Source organism: Chitinophagales bacterium (assembly GCA_017303415.1).
GTDB lineage: Bacteria > Bacteroidota > Bacteroidia > Chitinophagales > Chitinophagaceae > SpSt-398.
Map to the genome: position 1 here is coordinate 48,861 of JAFLBJ010000003.1, position 20,001 is coordinate 68,861.

General features: G+C 47.4%; 17 protein-coding genes. 4 read left to right on the forward strand and 13 right to left on the reverse strand.

All coding sequences use genetic code 11. The features are described from left to right. Positions 1 to 144: 144 nt before the first annotated feature. Positions 145 to 3,492 carry a vitamin B12-dependent ribonucleotide reductase gene (locus tag J0M30_15345; GenBank protein ID MBN8668870.1) on the reverse strand — a complete coding sequence of 1,116 codons (3,348 nt, stop codon included), beginning with the start codon at positions 3,490 to 3,492 and terminating at the stop codon, positions 145 to 147. Between the two features lie 557 nt (positions 3,493 to 4,049). Here J0M30_15345 and J0M30_15350 point away from each other — a divergent pair. Next, positions 4,050 to 4,799, forward strand: a complete 750-nt coding sequence (locus J0M30_15350) for a geranylgeranylglyceryl/heptaprenylglyceryl phosphate synthase (GenBank protein MBN8668871.1) — start codon at positions 4,050 to 4,052, stop codon at positions 4,797 to 4,799. Between the two features lie 24 nt (positions 4,800 to 4,823). Here the strand turns inward: J0M30_15350 and J0M30_15355 are convergent, their stop codons facing one another. From J0M30_15355 to J0M30_15365, 3 genes are read right to left on the reverse strand one after another with little or no spacing between them, the layout of a single operon-like run. After that, positions 4,824 to 6,107, reverse strand: a complete 1,284-nt coding sequence (locus tag J0M30_15355; protein MBN8668872.1) for a M28 family peptidase — start codon at positions 6,105 to 6,107, stop codon at positions 4,824 to 4,826. A 45-nt stretch (positions 6,108 to 6,152) separates the two neighbouring features. Then, entirely contained in the window at positions 6,153 to 6,887 is a 735-nt protein-coding gene (locus tag J0M30_15360) for a response regulator (protein ID MBN8668873.1), read from the reverse strand. A gap of 11 nt (positions 6,888 to 6,898) precedes the next feature. Next, complete coding sequence (locus J0M30_15365; GenBank protein ID MBN8668874.1) at positions 6,899 to 7,954, reverse strand: histidine kinase; 1,056 nt, start codon at positions 7,952 to 7,954, stop codon at positions 6,899 to 6,901. A gap of 180 nt (positions 7,955 to 8,134) precedes the next feature. Here J0M30_15365 and J0M30_15370 point away from each other — a divergent pair, with 180 nt between their 5' ends. Next, complete coding sequence (locus tag J0M30_15370; GenBank protein ID MBN8668875.1) at positions 8,135 to 10,057, forward strand: 1-deoxy-D-xylulose-5-phosphate synthase; 1,923 nt, start codon at positions 8,135 to 8,137, stop codon at positions 10,055 to 10,057. A 159-nt stretch (positions 10,058 to 10,216) separates the two neighbouring features. On the opposite strand, the gene J0M30_15375 is transcribed toward J0M30_15370, so the two are convergent. The 6 genes from J0M30_15375 to J0M30_15400 form a co-directional block, all read right to left on the reverse strand. Beyond that, positions 10,217 to 10,627 carry an OsmC family protein gene (locus tag J0M30_15375; GenBank protein MBN8668876.1) on the reverse strand — a complete coding sequence of 137 codons (411 nt, stop codon included), beginning with the start codon at positions 10,625 to 10,627 and terminating at the stop codon, positions 10,217 to 10,219. A 28-nt stretch (positions 10,628 to 10,655) separates the two neighbouring features. Continuing rightward, the gene (locus J0M30_15380; GenBank protein ID MBN8668877.1) at positions 10,656 to 11,459 is read right to left on the reverse strand and encodes a segregation/condensation protein A; all 804 of its coding nucleotides are present in this window, start codon (positions 11,457 to 11,459) and stop codon (positions 10,656 to 10,658) included. 73 nt (positions 11,460 to 11,532) lie between these two features. Continuing rightward, positions 11,533 to 12,474, reverse strand: a complete 942-nt coding sequence (locus J0M30_15385) for a DUF3078 domain-containing protein (protein MBN8668878.1) — start codon at positions 12,472 to 12,474, stop codon at positions 11,533 to 11,535. Positions 12,475 to 12,595: 121 nt separating this feature from the next. Further along, positions 12,596 to 13,495 carry a DUF3078 domain-containing protein gene (locus J0M30_15390; GenBank protein ID MBN8668879.1) on the reverse strand — a complete coding sequence of 300 codons (900 nt, stop codon included), beginning with the start codon at positions 13,493 to 13,495 and terminating at the stop codon, positions 12,596 to 12,598. 27 nt (positions 13,496 to 13,522) lie between these two features. Continuing rightward, entirely contained in the window at positions 13,523 to 13,891 is a 369-nt protein-coding gene (gene mscL, locus J0M30_15395) for a large conductance mechanosensitive channel protein MscL (protein MBN8668880.1), read from the reverse strand. 81 nt (positions 13,892 to 13,972) lie between these two features. Next, a complete protein-coding gene (locus J0M30_15400) occupies positions 13,973 to 14,716 on the reverse strand; it encodes a polyphosphate kinase (GenBank protein ID MBN8668881.1) in 744 nt (247 codons plus the stop codon). A 70-nt stretch (positions 14,717 to 14,786) separates the two neighbouring features. Here J0M30_15400 and J0M30_15405 point away from each other — a divergent pair, with 70 nt between their 5' ends. Further along, a complete protein-coding gene (locus tag J0M30_15405) occupies positions 14,787 to 15,659 on the forward strand; it encodes a DMT family transporter (GenBank protein ID MBN8668882.1) in 873 nt (290 codons plus the stop codon). A gap of 8 nt (positions 15,660 to 15,667) precedes the next feature. Here the strand turns inward: J0M30_15405 and frr are convergent, their stop codons facing one another. Together frr and J0M30_15415 are read right to left on the reverse strand one after the other, a co-directional pair. Beyond that, complete coding sequence (gene frr / locus J0M30_15410) at positions 15,668 to 16,231, reverse strand: ribosome recycling factor (protein ID MBN8668883.1); 564 nt, start codon at positions 16,229 to 16,231, stop codon at positions 15,668 to 15,670. Between the two features lie 166 nt (positions 16,232 to 16,397). After that, positions 16,398 to 17,555 (reverse strand): undecaprenyl/decaprenyl-phosphate alpha-N-acetylglucosaminyl 1-phosphate transferase, encoded by a 1,158-nt coding sequence (locus tag J0M30_15415; GenBank protein MBN8668884.1) that lies wholly within the window; start codon positions 17,553 to 17,555, stop codon positions 16,398 to 16,400. 307 nt (positions 17,556 to 17,862) lie between these two features. Here J0M30_15415 and J0M30_15420 point away from each other — a divergent pair, with 307 nt between their 5' ends. Next, on the forward strand, positions 17,863 to 18,699 hold the full coding sequence (locus J0M30_15420) for a transketolase (protein ID MBN8668885.1): 837 nt from the start codon (positions 17,863 to 17,865) through the stop codon (positions 18,697 to 18,699). Between the two features lie 79 nt (positions 18,700 to 18,778). On the opposite strand, the gene J0M30_15425 is transcribed toward J0M30_15420, so the two are convergent. Further along, positions 18,779 to 19,999 carry an ABC transporter permease gene (locus J0M30_15425; GenBank protein MBN8668886.1) on the reverse strand — a complete coding sequence of 407 codons (1,221 nt, stop codon included), beginning with the start codon at positions 19,997 to 19,999 and terminating at the stop codon, positions 18,779 to 18,781. Positions 20,000 to 20,001: the final 2 nt, after the last annotated feature.

Here is a 20,001-nt window from a genome sequence, read left to right on the forward strand (position 1 = left end):
TCAATCCTGATAATCCAAAACATCCTGATAACCCTGGTCAATTCTGTAAATCCTGGTCACAATCCTGGTAAAAAGAAAGGATCCCGCCGGTTAAAGCAGGATCCTCGTTCTACAATGGTTTTTCCGTCCTAAACAAATTTCTTCTTAGCTACATCCCATGCTATTGCCACAGTTCAAACACTTGTAGCAGGTACCGCTGCGTACGGTGATATGTCCGCAGGTGTTACAGGCGGGTGCATCGCTTTGCATGCTGCGCGCAGCGGCATTCACGGCATCCAGACTGGTTTCGGCTTTTGGCGCCGCTTTGGTGGCCTTAGGTTGTACCGAACCTACAACGCGTACATTTGACAACTCGGGTTCTTTTTCATACTCAAGGGTCGTAGGGATATCATCCCAATCATCTGCCCCGGTATTGTTCACCTCGGGTTTGTCGAGGATATGCACGAGATCGGTACGTCCGAGGTACTCATAACCAAGTACACGGAATATAAAGTCCACAATGGAAGTAGTGGTACGGATATTCGGGTGTTCAACAAAGCCGGCGGGATCGAATTTGGTAAAGACAAATTTCTCTACAAACTCTTCCAGCGGTACACCATACTGCAAGCCGATCGAAATGGAGATGGCAAAGCAGTTCATCATGCTGCGCATGGTGGCGCCTTCTTTGGCCATATCAATAAAGATCTCTCCAATGGTACCATCCGCGTATTCTCCGGTGCGGAGGAATACGGCCTGTCCATTGATCTTGGCTTTCTGTGTAAAGCCACGACGCTTGGCGGGTAAGGTGCGGCGTTCTACGATCTTGGCGAGGCGGCGTTTGAGTTTGGTATCAGGCGAAGCTTGTACGCGTTTCTGTACTTCATCCAATAATTCTTCGATGGTGAGTTTGCCCATATCTACAATGGCACTCTCGTTTACTACAGCTTCGGCGATCTCTTCCGTCTTGGTATCTTCTGCCTTTTTCTTCTTATCACTCTTGTTGCTCAGCGGCTGGCTCAATTTTGAACCATCACGGTAAAGGGCGTTGGCTTTGAGACCGAGTTTCCAGCTCAGCAGATAAGCATCAGAGATTTCCTCTACGGTAGCTTCGTGGGGCAGGTTGATCGTTTTGGAAATGGCGCCACTGATAAAGGGCTGGGTAGCTCCCATCATCCGGATATGCCCATGGGCATGAATAAAGCGTTCACCTTTCTTTCCACAACGGTTGGCACAGTCAAAAACGGGCAGGTGTTCAGGCTTGAGATAGGGTGCCCCTTCGAGCATCATTGTTCCGCAGATATAATCATTGGCGGCATCGATCTGGTCCTCGCTAAAGCCAAGGGCTTCAAGCAGGCTCCAGGAGAAATCATTGTATTGCTCGGGGGTAAAGCCCAGGCGTTGGAGACATTCTTCGCCAAGGGCATATTTATTGAAAACAAATCCGATCTCAAAGGCGGTGGCTACAGCCGCATCGAGTTTTTTGATCTCTTCTCCGATAAACCCTTTTTCACTCAGGGTTTGGTGATTGATATGCGGGGCACCGGCAAAGCTCGCATGACCCACAGCATATTTTACGATGGCGTCCGCTTCTTTCTCCGTATACCCCAGGTTACGCAGGGCTGCAGGAACAGATTGGTTGATGATCTTGAAATATCCACCACCGGAAAGTTTCTTGAATTTCACAAGGGCAAAGTCGGGCTCCACACCTGTTGTATCACAATCCATCACCAGACCAATGGTACCGGTGGGGGCGATCACGGTAGCTTGTGCATTGCGATAGCCATATTTTTCTCCCAGTTCGACTGCTTCGTCCCAGGCTTTGCAGGCTGCCTTAAGCAGATAATCCGGGCAATGCTGGGCATTGATTCCCTGAGGTTTGATGCTCAGTCCTTCATACTCATCCGCTTCGTAAGCCGCCAGGCGGTGGTTACGCATTACCCGCATCATATGCTCCTTGTTCTCGGCATAGCGGGGGAAGGCACCCTGGAATTGAGCGATCTCGGCGGAGGTGCGATAGGCCACACCCGTCATGATAGCAGTGATGGCACCGGCGATAGCGCGGGCTTTATCGCTGTCATAAGGAATACCGCTTACCATGAGTACTGTTCCCAGGTTGGCAAAGCCGAGACCCAGGGTACGGTATTCATAGCTCAACTGAGCAACTTCCTGCGAAGGGAACTGGGCCATGAGTACGGAAATTTCCAGTACGGTGGTCCAGAGACGGCAGTTATACTCATACCCTTCCACATCGAAGATATTCTTCTCGGTATCGAAGAATTTCATCAGGTTGGCGGAAGCCAGGTTACAAGCGGTGTTATCGAGGAACATGTACTCCGAGCAGGGATTGGAGGCCCTGATCTCTCCACCGGCGGGGCAGGTATGCCACTCATTGATGGTGGTATTGTACTGTGTACCGGGGTCGGCGCAACGCCAGGCGGCGTAGGAGATCTTGTTCCACAGTTCGCGGGCAGGCACTTTCCGCATCACACGGCCATCGCTGCGGGCTTTCAATTCCCAATCTTCATTATTCTCCAATTTCTCAAAGAATTCGTTGGGTATACGCACCGAGTTATTGGAGTTTTGCCCGGAAACCGTGCGATAGGCATCGCCTTCATAGTCGCTGGAATAACCGGCGGCGATCAGGGCGGCTACTTTCTTTTCCTCTTCTACTTTCCAATCAACAAAATCCACGATCTCGGGGTGGTCCAGATCCAGACAGACCATTTTGGCGGCGCGGCGGGTGGTACCTCCACTTTTGATGGCACCAGCGGCGCGGTCACCGATCTTCAGGAAACTCATGAGCCCGGAGGAAGTACCTCCACCGCTCAGTTTCTCCCCTTCGCCCCGGATAGAGCTGAAATTCGTACCCACACCCGAACCATATTTGAAAATACGGGCTTCGCGAACCCAAAGGTCCATGATACCCCCTTCGTTCACCAGGTCATCCTCCACGCTCAGGATAAAGCAGGCATGGGGCTGAGGGCGTTCGTATGCCGAGGTAGACTTCTTTAGCTTCCCGTCTACAGGGTCAACAAAATAATGCCCCTGTGGCTTACCCTTGATGCCATAGCTCTCGTATAAGCCTGTATTGAACCACTGGGGGGAGTTGGGCGTGCACATCTGGTTGAGGATGCTGTACACCAGCTCCTCGTAGAATACCTGGGCGTCTTTCTCCGACGCGAAATACCCATAGCGCTCACCCCATACGCGCCAGCAGTTGGCCATACGGTGAGCCACCTGCTTGGCGGATGTTTCGCGACCCAGGCTGCCGTCGGGCTGGGGTACACCCGCCTTCCGGAAATATTTTTGGGCAAGGATATCGGTTGCGATCTGACTCCAGGATTTCGGTACCTCCACGTTCGTCATCTCAAACACCACTTCCCCACTGGGGTTTCGTATCACCGATGTTCGATAATCGTATTCGAACAAATCAAACACATTCACATCGTCACGGGTAAAGCGACGAGGAAACTGCAACCCGCCCTTGGCGGCGTTCTGCTTCTTGCTGGCCATATTAGAAAAGAATTTAAAAGTTGGTACTCTGGTTAGTAATCCGTCTCCCGGTGTGGAAGGTGTCAACGAAAATATTTTTTAGTATCGTTCCTTCAAACCTCCAAATATCCCCACTTTGTGGAAAATGCCCCGGAACCCCACACAGGGCTGCATTCGACTGTTTTTCAACATTTTTAAGTAAAAATTTTTTTGGTGAATCAACCCACTTTTAGTACAGAAATTTTTATTTATCCACCCTCCCGTGAAACGCCCTACTGTTAAGGATTTATTAAGATTAAAACGGTGAAACCCTTGATTTTACAGGCATTTCAGGGAATTGATGGGCTGAAAGCCTTGCTGGTGGCTAACTTTGGGGTAACAATTTGGTAACAGGGAGGTAATAGAGGGGATAATGGATGACGGATGACAGATGACCGATGACGGATGACGGATGACAGTAATGTAACATGGGACTTCAGTCATCGGTCCTCAGTCATCCGTCATCAGTCATCCGTCATCGGTCATCCGTCATCTACCTCGCAACAACCAAAAAAAAATCGCATTTTTGTACTCTACCGATGAATACATACAAGACATTAACAGACCGGAAAGAGAATGGGAAAAAATCCTTTGCCGTACTAATCGATCCTGATAAGGTAGATGAGGATTCCCTTCGGCGATTGATCGATCTGGCCCATGAAGCTAGGGTGGACTATTTTTTGGTCGGTGGCAGTCTGGTCATTTCTACCTATCTCGACGAGTGTGTCCAGTTCATAAAGAAGCACAGTTCTATTCCCGTCATACTTTTCCCGGGAAGTTCCGCACAGGTAACTCCCTATGCAGACGCGTTGCTATACTTATCCCTGATTTCAGGACGCAATCCTGAATTATTGATCGGCCAACACGTTGTATCTGCACCCTTTGTCCGTAAAAGCGGTTTAGAGATCATGTCCACCGGTTATATCGTGGTCGATGGCGGTGCCCCCACCACGGTTTCTTATATCAGTAATGCCAGTCCTATACCCGCTGATAAAAGCGAGATCGCGATGTGTACCGCAATGGCGGGAGAAATGCTGGGCATGAAACTGATCTATATGGATGCGGGAAGCGGTGCCCGAAAACCGATCACCGAATCCATGATTGAAAAAGTAGCTTCTTCTATTTCCGTTCCGCTGATCGTAGGAGGTGGCATCACAGATCCGGAAAAAGCATATTTAAACTGCCGGGCAGGCGCCGATGTGATCGTGGTGGGAAATGCGATTGAGAAAGATCCGGCGCTTATCAGGGATATGTCTGCTGCTGTTCATAGCGGCTCTCGGGTAAAATAAGAAATTATAAATATTTATTATTTCTCAAAGCTCCTCGACCTTAACACGCGCCGGTGTATCCTTTCCTGAAATAATCGTTCTTGAACTCAATGCGATGGCCTGGATCACTTTGGTCATATTCTCCAGGTCAAGCGTTTCCACATGATCCGATACTTTATGGTAATGCGGTTCATTCTCCATTTTGGCGGTGGAAATCGTATGCGCCGGAACACCTAAGCGCGCCAGTGTAGCATTGTCTGAACGGAAGAACAGATTCTGCGTGGGATAGGGATCAGGATAAAAAGTAAAATCCGTTCCTTCAAGGTTCTTTTGCAAAATGGCCCCCATATCCGTGCGTTCATACCCCGTGATATACGCGGAGTTCTTGCCCCATTTGCTTTCCGTCCCATTCATTTCAATATTAAACATGGCCATCACCTTCGCCGGTTCGAATTGCCGGGAGAAATATTGTGAGCCAAAGCCACCCACTTCTTCTGCCGTAAAGGCCGCAAAGATCAGGGTACGTTCATTATTTCCCAGTGCCTTGAAATATTTTGCCAATAAGATCACCGAGGTGGTACCGGCTGCATCATCATTCGCGCCATTGTAGATCGAATCGCCATTGACCGGTTTCCCGATACCGATATGATCATAGTGACCCGAGAAGATCACATATTCGTCTTTCTTGCTTTTACCGGGTAAAATTCCCACCACATTGGCGAGCTTTTGTTCTATGATCTCATGCTTGGCTTCAAAGGCAAAAGTTGATGGATCACTATCGGTAAGCACGAATACCACACTTGATTCGGATTTGAACAATCCCCTTTTCAATCCGGTAAGCCGGCCAAAATTGGCGCCCAACGAAGTGGGCACGAATACGATCCTGTTCTTTCCGGCACTTGCCAGACTGCGTGCTTCGCGGAGTAAATTGGCATTGGGGGCCATCTTTATTCTTTCGTACCCCGATCCTTCATTGAGTTGAAGTTCCGGTTTGCAGGTAACAACGATGAGGTTCTTGGTCTCTATTTGCACTCCATCCAAAACACCTGTAGCGCTGATGAATTTGGGCTGAACCATTACAAAGGATTGCAGATAGGAGCCGCTATTATTCAGCGTTTGGAGTCCGGTAGCTTTGAATTCATTGGCAATAAAATCGGCGGCTTTGTCAATTTCCGGAGAAAAAGTGCGGCGGCCTTTGAGTTCATCGGCAGCGAGAAAGGTTTCAATACGGCGAACTTCATTTACATTGATGATCTGGTCAATGTTCTGGGAAAAGATTTGCTGGGAAAGAAGGAAAAAGAACAGGAAAAACGAAGCTTGTTTTCTCATTGATCTGGTATTGAAGAATTATTTATTCTCAGCGGTAAAACAAATTTAAAGGCTCATCATTTCTTTAAACTTCACTGTTTGCCTCCGGCTCACTTCGATCTTTTCACCGCCTTTTAATTCAATCAGCAGACCGCCATTGAAATAGGGTTCGATCTTATCGATCAGACGCAGGTTGACAATGTGTTTACGATTGGCGCGAAAGAAAACTTTCTCATCCAGTCTTTCTTCCAGTGCATTGAGTGATTTCAGGATCAGGGGTTTGTTGGGGCCAAAAAATACCTTGGCATAATTGCCCACGCTTTCAAACAAGCGGATATCCGAGAGTTTGACAAACCAGCATTTCTCCCCGTCTTTTACAAATACCTGATCATGTTCACTCAGCAGGCTGCGGTTATAATTTTCACCAATGGGCAACCCTTCTTTGATCTCAATCTGGTGTAACTTCTGAATGGCATCGGCCAATCGCTTGGGTTCAACGGGTTTCAACAAATAATCGAGCGCATTGACCTCAAAGGCCTTTAGTGCATATTCGTCATAGGCCGTGGTGAATATTACATGGGGAGCCCTGTCGAGTTCTGAGAGCAGGTCGAAACCGGTCTTACCAGGCATTTGAATATCGAGAAAAACCAGATCGGGTTGCAGGGAGTCAATTTTTTGAAGCCCTTCTTCGGCATTGGTGGCTTCATCAATAACCTCGATCTCGGGAAATTCCTGGAGCAACTTGCGTAATTCGGAGCGTGCCAGGCGTTCATCATCAATGATTATCGCTTTCATGTGCATGTGTATGTGATTTATTGGGCAACCGGGATATGGACCCGGGCCTCCACCAGTTGCGGGGAGATCTGCCTGATATCAAAATGTGCTTTGTCGCCATAGAGCAGGTTGATCCGGTTCACCGTACTTGAAATACCAAAACCTTCCTGGTCCACGGTATGTCCATTGAGGGTACCTGTATTCTGAACGATCAACTCGTGGAAATCCTCCCTAAAATCAGAGATAACGCGTACCACCCCGCCATCTACCCGGCGACTAATGCCGTGTTTGATGGCATTTTCCACCAGGGTTTGCAACATCATTGGAGGTACGGGTTGTAAGAGGGTGTCTTCATCGATCTCGTATTCCACTTTCAACCGGTCTTCAAAACGCATATTTTCCAGGGCCAGATAATCCTTTACAATATTCAACTCTTTTTCAAAAGGCACCAATTCCAATTTCTCTGTTTGCATACTGCTCCGCAGGATATTGCTGAGTTCGGTGATGGCGGTACGGGCCCGGCCAGGGTTCTCATCAATAAGGGCGCGAATGCTATTGAGCGAATTGAAAATGAAATGGGGATTGATATGGGCCTTGATGGTCTTTAGCTCCAGTTCTTTGACCAGGGCTTCCAGCCGAAGGGTATCGAGTTGTTGCCGCTGGCTCTTGGAAATGTAATGGTACATGAAGTAGATACAGTTCCAGATAAACAGGTATATAAAAGAGTAGAAGGTATTGGTAAGGATCACTTTGTGCATGGCGATCGCCTTTTCGCTACCCCGTTCCATGGGGGAAAGTCCAAAAGCCCGCTGGAGGTAGGATTCCGCCACGCCAACAATAAAAGCAAAGATCAGGGTGATAAAAAAGAAGTTGAGAATCTGCCGGTTGAGGGGTTTCATCAATACCCCGGCCGATACGATCACCATCCGCATGAGGTGGGAAAGCATGATACCCAGTGACACATAGATCAACAGGCGATAATAGAACTTCTCCTCCCCGATATTATTGAAAACAAAGGCAAAAAAGATATTGATCAGGGTGAACATCCCCCACCCGATCATCTGGAATATCCAGTATTTTCTCGCATTAGACATTATTACTATAAATATAGAGTCAAAATTATAAGATTCGACCCCCCCTGCCGTTTTTCTTTTGACCAGTGGCAAATTGGGTCATTAAATGGAGAAATGGGCCAACCTATTTTATGGAAAATTGTTAAAACACCCCTGTTACTGGTATAAAACATTAATTTTACGCCGTTTAAACCGCCACACATGGAAATTACTCCCGGACCGCTCTTACGCACCATCGGCTCTCCCGAGGACCTTAAAAAGATCCCCCGGGAAAAGCTTCATCAGGTCTGTGATGAACTCAGGCAATACATCATTGATGTGGTGAGCGTACACGGCGGACATTTTGGGGCCAGTCTCGGTGTGGTGGAACTTACTGTCGCCCTTCACTACATTTACAATACTCCTTATGACCAGTTGGTTTGGGACGTAGGCCACCAGGCCTATGGCCACAAGATCCTGACCGGTCGTCGCGATAATTTTGCTTCCAATCGGAAATATAAAGGCCTGAGTGGCTTTCCCAAACGTTCGGAAAGTGAGTACGATACTTTTGGGGTGGGCCACTCCTCTACGTCTATTTCTGCCGCCCTCGGGATGGCCATGGCCGCCCATTATAAAGGGGAAACCGACCGCAAGTCCATTGCCGTGATCGGCGACGGGGCCATGACCGCCGGTCTTGCCTTCGAAGCCATGAACCACGCCGGGGTGACGGATGCCGATATGCTCATTGTGCTGAACGATAACTGTATGAGCATTGACCCCAATGTGGGGGCTTTAAAAGGCTATCTGACGGATATCTCCACCTCCTATACCTACAACAAGATCCGGGATGATGTTTGGAATATGCTGGGAAAATTGCCCGTAGGAAAGAACTTCTCCCGGGAAATGGCCAGCAAGCTCGAAGCCAGTGTAAAAGGAATGGTAAACAAGAGCAGTAACCTCTTTGAATCGCTCAACCTGCGTTATTTCGGGCCGATTGACGGCCATAATATCGCCAAACTGGTGGATACCCTGAAAGACCTCAGGAATATTCCGGGTCCAAAGCTGCTCCATGTGGTGACCGTTAAAGGAAAAGGTTATGCCCTGGCGGAAAAAGACCAGACCAAGTGGCATGCACCCGGTCTGTTTGACAAGATCACCGGTGAGATCCAGAAAAAAACATTTGATCTTCCCCAACCTCCCAAATACCAGGATGTATTTGGGCATACCATGGTGGAACTGGCCGAGAAGAATGACAAAGTGTTTGGTATTACGCCGGCCATGCCTTCGGGCTGCTCGCTAAAGATCATGATGGAGAAAATGCCTGATCGGGCATTTGACGTAGGTATTGCCGAGCAACATGCGGTGACCGTAAGTGCGGGAATGGCTACCCAGGGCCTCCGGGTCTTTTGCAATATTTATTCTTCCTTTATGCAAAGGGCCTATGATATGGTGGTGCATGATGTAGCCATCCAGAAACTGCCGGTTGTGTTCTGTCTCGACAGGGCCGGGCTGGTTGGAGAAGATGGACCCACCCACCATGGAGCCTATGATATAGCCTATATGCGTTGCATCCCCAACCTGGTGATCAGCGCCCCCATGAATGAAAGTGAATTGCGGAACCTGATGTTTACCGCCCAGCTGGAATCCACCCAATTGCCAATGGTGATCCGTTATCCCAGAGGAGAAGGGGTAATGCCGGAGTGGAGAACAGAAATGAAAGAGATAACCATCGGAAAAGGCCGGACATTACGGGAAGGTACCGGTATCGCGATCCTGAGCCTGGGTCACCCGGGCAACTTCGCTGTTAATGCGATCCGTGAATTACGCAATGACGGGCTCAACCCCGGTCATTTTGATATGCGCTTTGTAAAACCCCTTGACGAAGCATTACTCCATCATATATGCCAACACTATCCCAAACTGGTAACCGTGGAAGACGGAACTGTGACCGGAGGTTTTGGCTCTGCCATTCTGGAATTCATGGCTGAAAATGGATACAAAAATGAGGTCCGCATCCTGGGTATCCCCGACCGGATCGTAGAACATGGTACACTTAAGGAACTTTACAGAGAGTGTGGGTATGATGCACTGGCTATCGTAGAGGCCGTGCGCGAAATGATGGGGGAGAAAGTTACCGTGAAATAAACACCTCGCTTTAAATAAAACCACAGAGACACAGAGTTTATAAGTTTCTCGCTGCGTACGCTAAGAGGCAACGATCGCAACGAATGTTTCAACTTTGCGCGCGCCGCGAGAAATAATAAAACGATGTGTCTCTGTGGTTAATCAATAAATCTTGACCTACTACACCAGTCCTGCTTCCATCGTGATCTCCGTCTTCAGCAACAAACTGATCGGGCAATTGGCTTTGGCTTCGGCTGCACACTCCGCAAATTTAGCCGCATCGATCCCGGGCACCGAAGCTTTCACTTCAAGATGACTATTGGTGATGGAGCCACTTTCGAGGGTGATGGTGCATTTCGTATCGATACTGGCGGGTGTAAATCCGGCCGCACCAAGTACAAAACTCAATTTCATGGAGAAACATCCGGCGTGGGCGGCGGCTACCAATTCTTCGGGATTGGTAAATGTGCCATCCTCAAAACGGCTGCGGAAATCATACGATGTATTTTCCAATACTTTGGACTTGGAGGTCAGCGTACCGCTGCCTTCTTTTCCGGATCCTTGCCAGTTGGCGCTTGCGTAACTCTTCATTGGTTATTATATTTTAAAAATGAGGTAATCAGGATTGTGTGGGCCCTTCGGGTAGTCTTTCTGCTTCCAGTTCAGCTATCCGGTTTTCAGGCTCGTTGTATTCAATGATAAAATTATTCATTCCTTCCCCGATCATGATCTTAAGGAATTTCTGCTGCACCAATTCCAGCATCGCCAGGAAGGTGAAGATCGCATGTACGCGATTCTCGCAGTTTGAAAATATTTTTTCAAACGCCATGGTACGTTGCTCTCTGGCCTGCTCGAGCATGTAATCACGGCTTCCTTCCATGGTATAATTGTACCGGGTAACAGTGTGTACCGGTTTATTGTTCCGGTCGTGGAGCTTCTGCATCACCCGCTCAAACACTTTCATCAGCTTGTACAAGGTCACGGTTTGAATCTCCGTTCCCTCTCCTTCTTCTTCCCCGATACCCGTCAATTCGCGGTGGATATTTCCGCGTTTCACCATCAGCATACGAATGGCCTCCATTTCAGCCATCTCAGCGGCAGCTTCTTTGTATTTCTTGTATTCCAGGATTTTGTTTACCAACTCCTGGCGCGGGTCGATCTCATTGCCCTGGTCGTCAATCTCCTTACGGGGCAGGAGCATTTTAGCCTTGATCCGCATCAGGGTGGAGATAAAGAGAATGAACTCACTGGATAATTCGATGTTCAGTTGCTCCTGGCCATGTATATAATCCAGAAACTCATTTGTGATCCGTGTAATGGGAATATTGTAAATATCCAGCTCATCCCTTTCAATAAAGAAAAGGAGCAGGTCAAATGGTCCTTCGAACTGGGGAAGTTTGATCTGGTACGTTTCGTTGTTCACACTGCTCGGTTTGGCATTAAAAATAATATCCCGTTGTTAAGACGGGATATTACGAAGGTATGTAAAGATTTTCTTACAACTTCACGCCTACTCCCACACCCAGCATGGAATGTAACTGAGCAGCGGGTTTATTGCGCAGGGCGCCAAATTGCTTCTGGTCGTCGTCATAGATCATGTCAAAGCTATAGGTTACCATCAGCCAGTTGTTGACTTTCATGGTTACCAGGCTGTTCAGGAAAACATCCATGTTCCAGGGCTCTCTGTCGATATAATCAGAGAATACATCGAGGCGGGCGCGGAAACCAACGTTTTTGAACAATTCTTTTTTAGCATAGGCTGCAGAAACCATGGCACCAATTTCGCCATCTACTTTGCGCTCAGGGTCTACTCCATATTTATCGGCAAGGGAGCGTTCAGTCGATCCATCGGGTTTCAAACCACCCTGATAGTTATAACTATAGGGACGGTTGGTGGTTACTACCAAACGGGCCATGGCCGGAGTAAAGAAGATGGAGAGATCACCCGTTTTGCATGGTTTCCACTCAAAACCGGGGGCAGCCGTGATATAACCTGGCGCCATGATACCGGAGATCCTTCTTTTGGGTGTTTCGGTGTAGTCAAAACCATCGCTGAACTGGGTACGGAGGTTGAACCAACCAGCCAGGTTTACTTTTTTGCTGATGGAATAACCATATTTGGAAACGATATCTATCTTATCCTGTGATTTTCGGACACCAGTTGTAGTAGTATTTTGCATACCGTATGCCAGGTCGGTGTAAGTATCCCAGGCATGACGTCCGTCTTTGAATTCGGACAGAACAAAAACACGGGCGGAACCCTGGAAAGAAAAACGTTCGGCACCCGGAGACCAGTTGCGACTACCACCCTGACCAAAGGCCAAAGAGAGATAGCCACTATGCTTCCAATGTTCATTTTTCTTTTTAGTTGTCTTCGTCTGAGCCAGTAATGAAAAGGAAATAAATAGTACAGAGAACGTAAAAATTAATTTTCTCATACAGTTAGTTGTTTTTGATACGCCGGCTTTCTCAGGCCGAAGCCAAAGATAATGGTTTAATCGTTTCGGTGAATGAAATGCCGAATTTTTCAGAAAGGTATCATTTTCAGCGAGTTATCCGTCACAAACTCAAGGTCAACCCGACCCCTAAAATCTGCTTCAACTGAGTCTTCTGAATCACATCATCATCGTAGATAATATCCACGCTGATATTGGTAGCAAGTGCCTTGCTAAACTTCAGGGTGAGCAGGTTGGTCATCAGCAGGTCCACATTCTGGGGGTTACGCCGGTAATTGCTAAACAAATCCACCCGGCCAGTATATGTAGCCCATTTGGCAAGTGGTGTTGAATAGCGCGCTGTTGCAAACGCACCTAATTCCAAATATGATTTTTCTCCGGCAGCCACTCCAAACAGATCCTGATTCAGAAAATCAGGATCTGTTTTTAATAAGAGACGTGCCGTAGCCGGAGAAATAAAAATGGAAAATTTATCACTGGGCTGGTAGTTGAAGCCAGGCGACAGGAGGATCTTTCCGGGGGAAAACAGATTCGAAATCTTTACTTCCGGAGTTTGATTGTAATTATAACCAGGTATGGCCTGGGTAAACAGATTGGCTAAAAGGCCGTATGACCATTTTCCCTCTCCTATCTTCCGGCCGTATTTACTGGTGATATCGATACGGTCATCGATCTTGCGAAATCTATTAAAGCTGGTGGCATTTTGAAACCCAAGGGCGATCTCAAAAAAATTGTCCCAGGTATATCGATCCGCTTTGTACTGTACGGCATAACTCAATAAACCATTTATGCCAAACGTATTTTGCTCTCCACCCGCGGCCCAGTTGCTCAGGGAGCCCTGGTTGAGGTTTATCAACAGGGTTCCGCCCTTTTTCCAGCCCATGCTGTCCAGGCTTTTTACCTCTTTATTACTGGCTGACTGAAGTTCTTTGACGGTTCCGTCTTGAGCGGTAAGGGTAAACGAACTAATGATAAGGAATAAATAAAGTAGTGTCTTTTTCATATTTTCTGATAATATAAATCGAACGAATTACTTTTTCAATGCATCCCGGATCTCCCGAAGCAAAGTAATTTCTTCCGGAGTTGGAGCCGGAGCTGCCTCTTCCTTTTTCTTCATACTGTTCATGGCTTTCACCACCAGGAAGAGAATAAAGGCGATCACTACAAACTTGATGATAGCGGCCAGAAACTTACCATACTTGACAGCCCCCCAGGTGAGTTGGTCAATGTCTTTCGCATCAAGTTTTTCCAGCGCTGGAGTAAGAAGAAGCGGCGTGATCACATCGTCTACAAGCGAGGAGATGATGGCCCCAAAGGCACCACCGATGATAACGGCAATCGCCAGGTCGAGCATATTGCCTTTTACAGCAAACTCTTTGAATTCTTTAAGCATTCCCATAATGGTTGGTTTTTAAATGTTTGAAATATTAAATAAAGTTAGCATAAGTAGTTTATGAACCATAAAAGGTTGCATGCCCTTTTATTTTTTTAATCCGGGGTATTTCATCTCCAATCCCTGTAAAAGATTGTACAAATGTGAGGCGATCACAAATTCCTTGTACCAGTTCTGGTCAGCCGGTACGATCACCCAGGGTGGCTGATTGCAGTGGGTGAAGCAATCATTGTAAACCTTCATGTAGTCATCCCATTTTTTGGCTTCTTCGAGGTCCCTTTCATTGTATTTCCACATTTTGGCCGGGTCATGAAGTCTTTCCTGTAAGCGTTCATTCTGTTCCTCGGGTGAAACATGGAGGTAGAATTTGAGGATATGAGTTTGATTGTGTTCCTGAAGCTGTTGTTCAAAATCATTGATCGCCTTCATCCTTTTTTTAGCGGTCGTATCATCACACCATCCATGGACACGGGTAACAAGGATATCTTCATAATGAGAGCGATTGAATATCTGTATCATGCCTTTGGGCGGAACATGGCGATGGATACGCCATAGAAAATCGTGGGATAACTCTTCCGGGGTAGGCACTTTAAAGGATTGTACCCGAACGCCCTGAGGGTTCATTTGTCCAAATACATTCCGGATCACTCCGTCTTTTCCACTGGCATCCATGCCCTGAAGGATGATCAATACCGAATGTTTGCCTTCGGCAAAAAGAAGGTTCTGCAGGTCATCCAGCTTATCTAATATCTCCCGGGTCTTTTTCTTGGTATTCTCTTTATCAAAATCCTTTGGAGCGCGTGTGGATAAGGAAGTAAGTTGTTTTGCCATGCCAGGTGTTTATGACCGAAAATAAAAAAGTTTCGTCGCTTTGAGTCTGATTGGTGAATTTTGTCGGCTTATGAATTCCAGCAAAGGGTTTGCCAATTGGGCGATTTTTATCCTGCTCTGTATAATTTGGGGTAGTTCTTTTATCCTGATGAAGTGGAGCCGGGAGGGGTTAAATGCCACCCAGATCGCATCGGTCAGGATCTTTGCTGCGGGATTGGTCTTTCTTCCATTTGGGATACTTTACTTCCGACAGATCCCTCGCAATAAACTTCATCTCGTTCTTCTTTCCGCTCTTTTTGGCAATCTGTTTCCCGCTTACCTTTTTGCCGCGGCCATTGCCAAAAAGGTTGATAGTTCCCTGGCGGGTATCCTCAATTCACTCACCCCCTTGTTTGTCGTAGTGATCGGAGTGCTGGTCTTTCGTACCACGGTGAAGCGCCAACAAATTCTGGGCATCCTGGTTGGATTTGCCGGACTTTGCCTGTTGACCTTGTCACGTGGTGGCATCCGGTTGGATAACCTGGAATATGCGGCCTGGATCGTTTTGGCAACCGCTTTGTATGGCACCAACGTCAATATTGTCAGTAAATATCTGCGGGAAGTGGACCCGGTAAAACTGGCTACTGTTTCGCTCTCTTTTATGGTCATTCCTACTGCCCTTGTACTCTGGCAACAGGATATTCTTTATTTACCATTCGGGGATAAGACCGTGCAGTATTCACTGATTGCCTCGGCCGTTTTGGGAATTGTAGGGAGTGCCATTGCCACCGCCCTGTTCTATGTGTTGGTGAAGAATGCAGGGGCGTTATTTGCCTCCCTGGTCACTTATGGAATACCTTTTATTTCCATCTTCTGGGGACTCCTGGATGGAGAATTGGTGACTTCCATTCAGATCGCCTGTCTGATGGTTATTTTGGCCGGGGTTTATCTGGCCAGAAAATAAAGGTTGTCTTAAACGGCCATTATCTCTTTCTCCTTAGAAGCCAGGTGTTTATCAACAAAGGCGATATACTTGTCAGTCACTTGCTGGACACGCTCTTCGGCGTCTTTGCAGGCATCTTCTGAGAGACCGTTCTTCTGAAGTTTCTTGATGCCTTCGATGGAATCGCGGCGGATATTCCGGATGGCCACTTTGGAGTGTTCTCCTTCGCCATGACAACGTTTAACCAGTTCCTTTCTTCTTTCCTCGGTCAATGGGGGCAGAAAAAGGCGGATCACTGCGCCATCATTTTGGGGGGTGACACCGATATTGGCAGCGATGATCGAGCGTTCGATAGGCTGCAGCATATTCTTTTCCCAGGGTTGGATACTCAGGGTCCTGGCATCCAATACACTGATATTGGCTACCTGATTGAGTGCCGTGGGTGAACCGTAATAATCAACTACCAAACCATCCAACATCTGGGGATTGGCCTTTCCGGCGCGTATTTTAGTGAGTTCTGATTCTAGGTGGGCGATCGCTTTCTTCATGGAGTCTTCGGTAGACTCAATAATGCTGGAAATATCTTCTGCCATAACTGTGGAATTTGGGAAGGCGAATTTAGGGAAAATAGTTGGATGACGGAGAGCAGATGACGGATGACGGATGACAGATGTCGGAGGTTGGATGTCGGAGGTTTGGAGTAGAAAAGCCAGAACCCCGGACAACCGTCATCGGTCATCGGTCATCTGTCATCCAATATCAACTATTAACCGGAATTTTCTCCACCTGATAAGAATAAGAGTCCTTGGTGATCTTCGGAATCGCTCTTTCGGCTTTTTGACGGGCTTTTTGTTTGCGGGCGCCGAGGATATAGAGCCATTGGAAAACCAGGAACAGGGCTACCACATACCCAAGCACACCAATGGAAGCGGCGGCTGTCCAGGCAATGGTATCGGTCATCAGAAGAACGGCGATCGGGAAAGAAAGAAGGCTGGTACCGATCAGTACATAAGCTACCTGACGGTCTTTCAACCCGAGATAGGCCAGGTGGTGTGTAATATGGTCTTTCCCGCCAACAAAGGGGGATTGTTTTTTCATGAGCCGGCGGATGGTTACCGTGGTGGTATCGATCAGGGGAACAATAAAGAACAGGGCAGGAATTACGAAAGGTTTGATCTGGAATACACCCTGATTGCCATCGTTGAACTGCCAGAAGTAAAGAATGCTGGTAGAGGCCAGGAATACCCCCAGGAACTGGCTACCGGTATCTCCCATATAGATACGGGAGGGACTCCAGTTGAAATACAGGAAACCAATGATGGATCCCAGTACACCGACCAGAAGATAGAGATAAAGATTTCCGGATACATTACCTGAAACAAGGGCCACAGTAATAAGTCCGCCGATGATCAGCGAAGAAATGGAACCCGTGATGGCATCCATATTATCCAGCATATTGATCGAATTCATCAGTCCCACAACCCAGGTAATGGTAAAGAGGATGTTGATGATTTCAATATTGGAGATATTGGTCTTGATACCGCAGGCCAACAGTATAACGGCACAGGACACCTGCATCAGGAATTTGATCAGGGGGTTTGTGTTATAGGCATCATCGGCCAGTCCCATAAGAAAACCAAGCGTGGATGCAGCCATGATCCCGACCATCTGCTTATCCATGACAAAATTCTGTGCCTTGGGGATGAGTCCGATGATAGCGATAGAGATCAGGAAAACGATAAAAAAGGAAATACCTCCTACCGAAGGTTTAACGTGAGAAGACCAACGTACCTGCTTAAAAGCGATGTTGTTTCGGGAACCGAGATTGAAGGAAAATTTGAGCAATAGATAGTTGATCAGAAACGATACTGAAGCCGCAATAATAAAATAAAACAGCAGTAAAGTTGTCGTAGTCATAAAGTCCTTTCGTTTGGTCCGTTATTTGGCCGATAGTAGCCGGTGGTTTTTGGATAATTGGATGGTGGCTACAATCAAGAAATAACCGGAATTGGTTGCAAAAATAGGCTTCAACCGCCAAGATCAGGAATCACTGATGAACTTTTTTAATGCACATATGTGATTATCATGCGGATATTGGCAATTTTGACCGGAATTTACTTAGGGCAAATGCGTGGTTCTTTCAAAAAAGTCAGACATTTGCACCGTTTCCAAAAACGATCATTTGAATTGATTTATTATAAAAAGTTTAAAATCTCCCCAAAAAATGGCAGCACTTACTGAAATCTCGTCGCAAATCAGAAGAGATATTGTTAGAATGGTTCATGGATGCGCCAGTGGTCACCCGGGTGGTTCCCTCGGCTGTACAGACTACTTTACCGCACTCTTCTTTCGGGTGATGAAACATGACCCCTCCTTCCATATGGATGGCAAAGGAGAAGACCTGTTTTTCCTCTCCAATGGCCATATTTCCCCTGTGTATTACAGCACATTGGCCCGTTCCGGATATTTTGATATTAAAGAATTGGCCACCTTCCGTAAACTCAATTCCCGGCTGCAGGGACACCCGGCTACGCATGAACATTTGCCCGGTATTCGTATCGCTTCAGGCTCGCTCGGACAAGGAATGAGCGTGGCCATCGGCGCCGCTCTGACCAAAAGATTAAATGGTGAAAATACGACCGTATTTTCCCTGCATGGTGATGGAGAACTGCAGGAAGGACAGAATTGGGAGGCTATTATGTTCGCAGCACACCATAAATTGGACAATCTGGTCTCCACGGTTGACTGGAACGGTCAGCAAATTGACGGTCCAACCAAAAAAGTAATGAATTTGGGGGATCTCGGTGCCAAATTCGAAGCTTTTGGCTGGCAGGTGCTCCACCTCGAAAACGGAAATGACCCCGAAGCCGTTGCTGCAAAACTGGAAGAAGCAAAGACATTTCGTGGAAAAGGTAAGCCCATTGTCATACTCATGAAGACTCAAATGGGAAGCGGTGTTGACTTTATGCAAGGCACCCACGAATGGCATGGCATTGCCCCTAATGATGAGCAACTGGCTAAAGCCCTGGCGCAGTTGCCAGAGACATTGGGAGACTATTAACTACCAGGATAAAAGGATTTATAAGATTGATTAGTCGATAATCAATCTTATAAATCCTTTTATCTTTTAATCCAGGTATTTAGTACCTCAACTCCCCGTCCGTCTCCCCTGCTTTTCTTGCCGGGATCCAGGCGGCTAACAAAGAGATCAGGAAAACCGTAGCACCAACCAGAAGAAAATCGGCCAGGTGTAATTCCACAGGAAAATAGCTGATGAGGAAGGATCCTCCGCCAAGACTCAGCCAGTGAAAATGTTGTTGCCCCAGGGCGATGATGATGGCCAATATCATTCCCAGCCCACCACCTATCAGGGCCAGCAAAAGCCCTTCGGTGATGAATATCCGCTGAATGAATCCAGGTGTGGCCCCAAGTGCATGCAAGACCAATGTATCCTTTCGCTTTTCCAAAACCAGCATAGTCAATGCCCCGATCATATTGAAGGCTGCTACAACCAGTATCAGGCTCAACACAGCATAGATCACCCATTTCTCAGCACGCATTACGGAATACAACCCCTTGTTTTGTTCATACCGGGTCATCACCTTAAAATTATTCCCCAGCAGCGCCTGGATCTGGTCGCGCAATGCATTGGCCTGTCCGGGATCGGTGATTGCGATCTCCAATCCACCGGATTGGTCTTCACGCAAACCCGTCATCTGTCGCAGAAAATCCAGGTTGGTGATCGCATATTTATTATCAAAATCCTTCTGGATTGCAAATACGCCTGAAGCGAGGGCTGTTTGCGAACGAACTGAACGCATGAGATCGGTGGATAACCCCGCCTGTTTATCCGGCAGATAAACCACCAGAGGCAGTAGGGTACGATCGGCCATTACATTTAGCGCATTTTCCACCCCTGACCCGAGTACCAGCGAAGGGTTCTCGGCATTTCCCAGGGTGAATTCGCCCCGCACTACATTACGAGCCACGCCCGACACCCGTGGATACTGGGCATCCACTCCTTTGATAGTTACCATCGATTGGTAGTCACCATTCTGAACAAGGGCCTTTTCCTCCAGTACAAAGGACCAGGCATTGACGCCACTCACTCCTTTGATCTGGTCCAATTGAGATTGGGACAGGGTCAGCACCTTTCCTTCGGCGGGAAATACCTTAAGATCCGTATAAAAAGAAGAGTAAAGGGATTTGACCAATCCCTCAAAGCCATTGAAAACACTTAAAACAAGGATAAGCGCCGCCGTCCCAATCAACATAGCCAGGATACTGATCCAGGCAATGATATTGATGGCATTTGTGGTCTTTTTGGCCTTGAAATAGCGCCAGGCAAATAGAAAATGCAAGG

Coding starts and splice junctions, on each gene's coding strand:
- J0M30_15345 (MBN8668870.1), bottom strand. CDS start 3,492: ATGGCCAGCAAGAAGCAGAACGCCGCCAAGGGCGGGTTGCAGTTTCCT.
- J0M30_15350 (MBN8668871.1), top strand. CDS start 4,050: ATGAATACATACAAGACATTAACAGACCGGAAAGAGAATGGGAAAAAA.
- J0M30_15355 (MBN8668872.1), bottom strand. CDS start 6,107: ATGAGAAAACAAGCTTCGTTTTTCCTGTTCTTTTTCCTTCTTTCCCAG.
- J0M30_15360 (MBN8668873.1), bottom strand. CDS start 6,887: ATGCACATGAAAGCGATAATCATTGATGATGAACGCCTGGCACGCTCC.
- J0M30_15365 (MBN8668874.1), bottom strand. CDS start 7,954: ATGTCTAATGCGAGAAAATACTGGATATTCCAGATGATCGGGTGGGGG.
- J0M30_15370 (MBN8668875.1), top strand. CDS start 8,135: ATGGAAATTACTCCCGGACCGCTCTTACGCACCATCGGCTCTCCCGAG.
- J0M30_15375 (MBN8668876.1), bottom strand. CDS start 10,627: ATGAAGAGTTACGCAAGCGCCAACTGGCAAGGATCCGGAAAAGAAGGC.
- J0M30_15385 (MBN8668878.1), bottom strand. CDS start 12,474: ATGAGAAAATTAATTTTTACGTTCTCTGTACTATTTATTTCCTTTTCA.
- J0M30_15390 (MBN8668879.1), bottom strand. CDS start 13,495: ATGAAAAAGACACTACTTTATTTATTCCTTATCATTAGTTCGTTTACC.
- mscL (MBN8668880.1), bottom strand. CDS start 13,891: ATGGGAATGCTTAAAGAATTCAAAGAGTTTGCTGTAAAAGGCAATATG.
- J0M30_15400 (MBN8668881.1), bottom strand. CDS start 14,716: ATGGCAAAACAACTTACTTCCTTATCCACACGCGCTCCAAAGGATTTT.
- J0M30_15405 (MBN8668882.1), top strand. CDS start 14,787: ATGAATTCCAGCAAAGGGTTTGCCAATTGGGCGATTTTTATCCTGCTC.
- frr (MBN8668883.1), bottom strand. CDS start 16,231: ATGGCAGAAGATATTTCCAGCATTATTGAGTCTACCGAAGACTCCATG.
- J0M30_15415 (MBN8668884.1), bottom strand. CDS start 17,555: ATGACTACGACAACTTTACTGCTGTTTTATTTTATTATTGCGGCTTCA.
- J0M30_15420 (MBN8668885.1), top strand. CDS start 17,863: ATGGCAGCACTTACTGAAATCTCGTCGCAAATCAGAAGAGATATTGTT.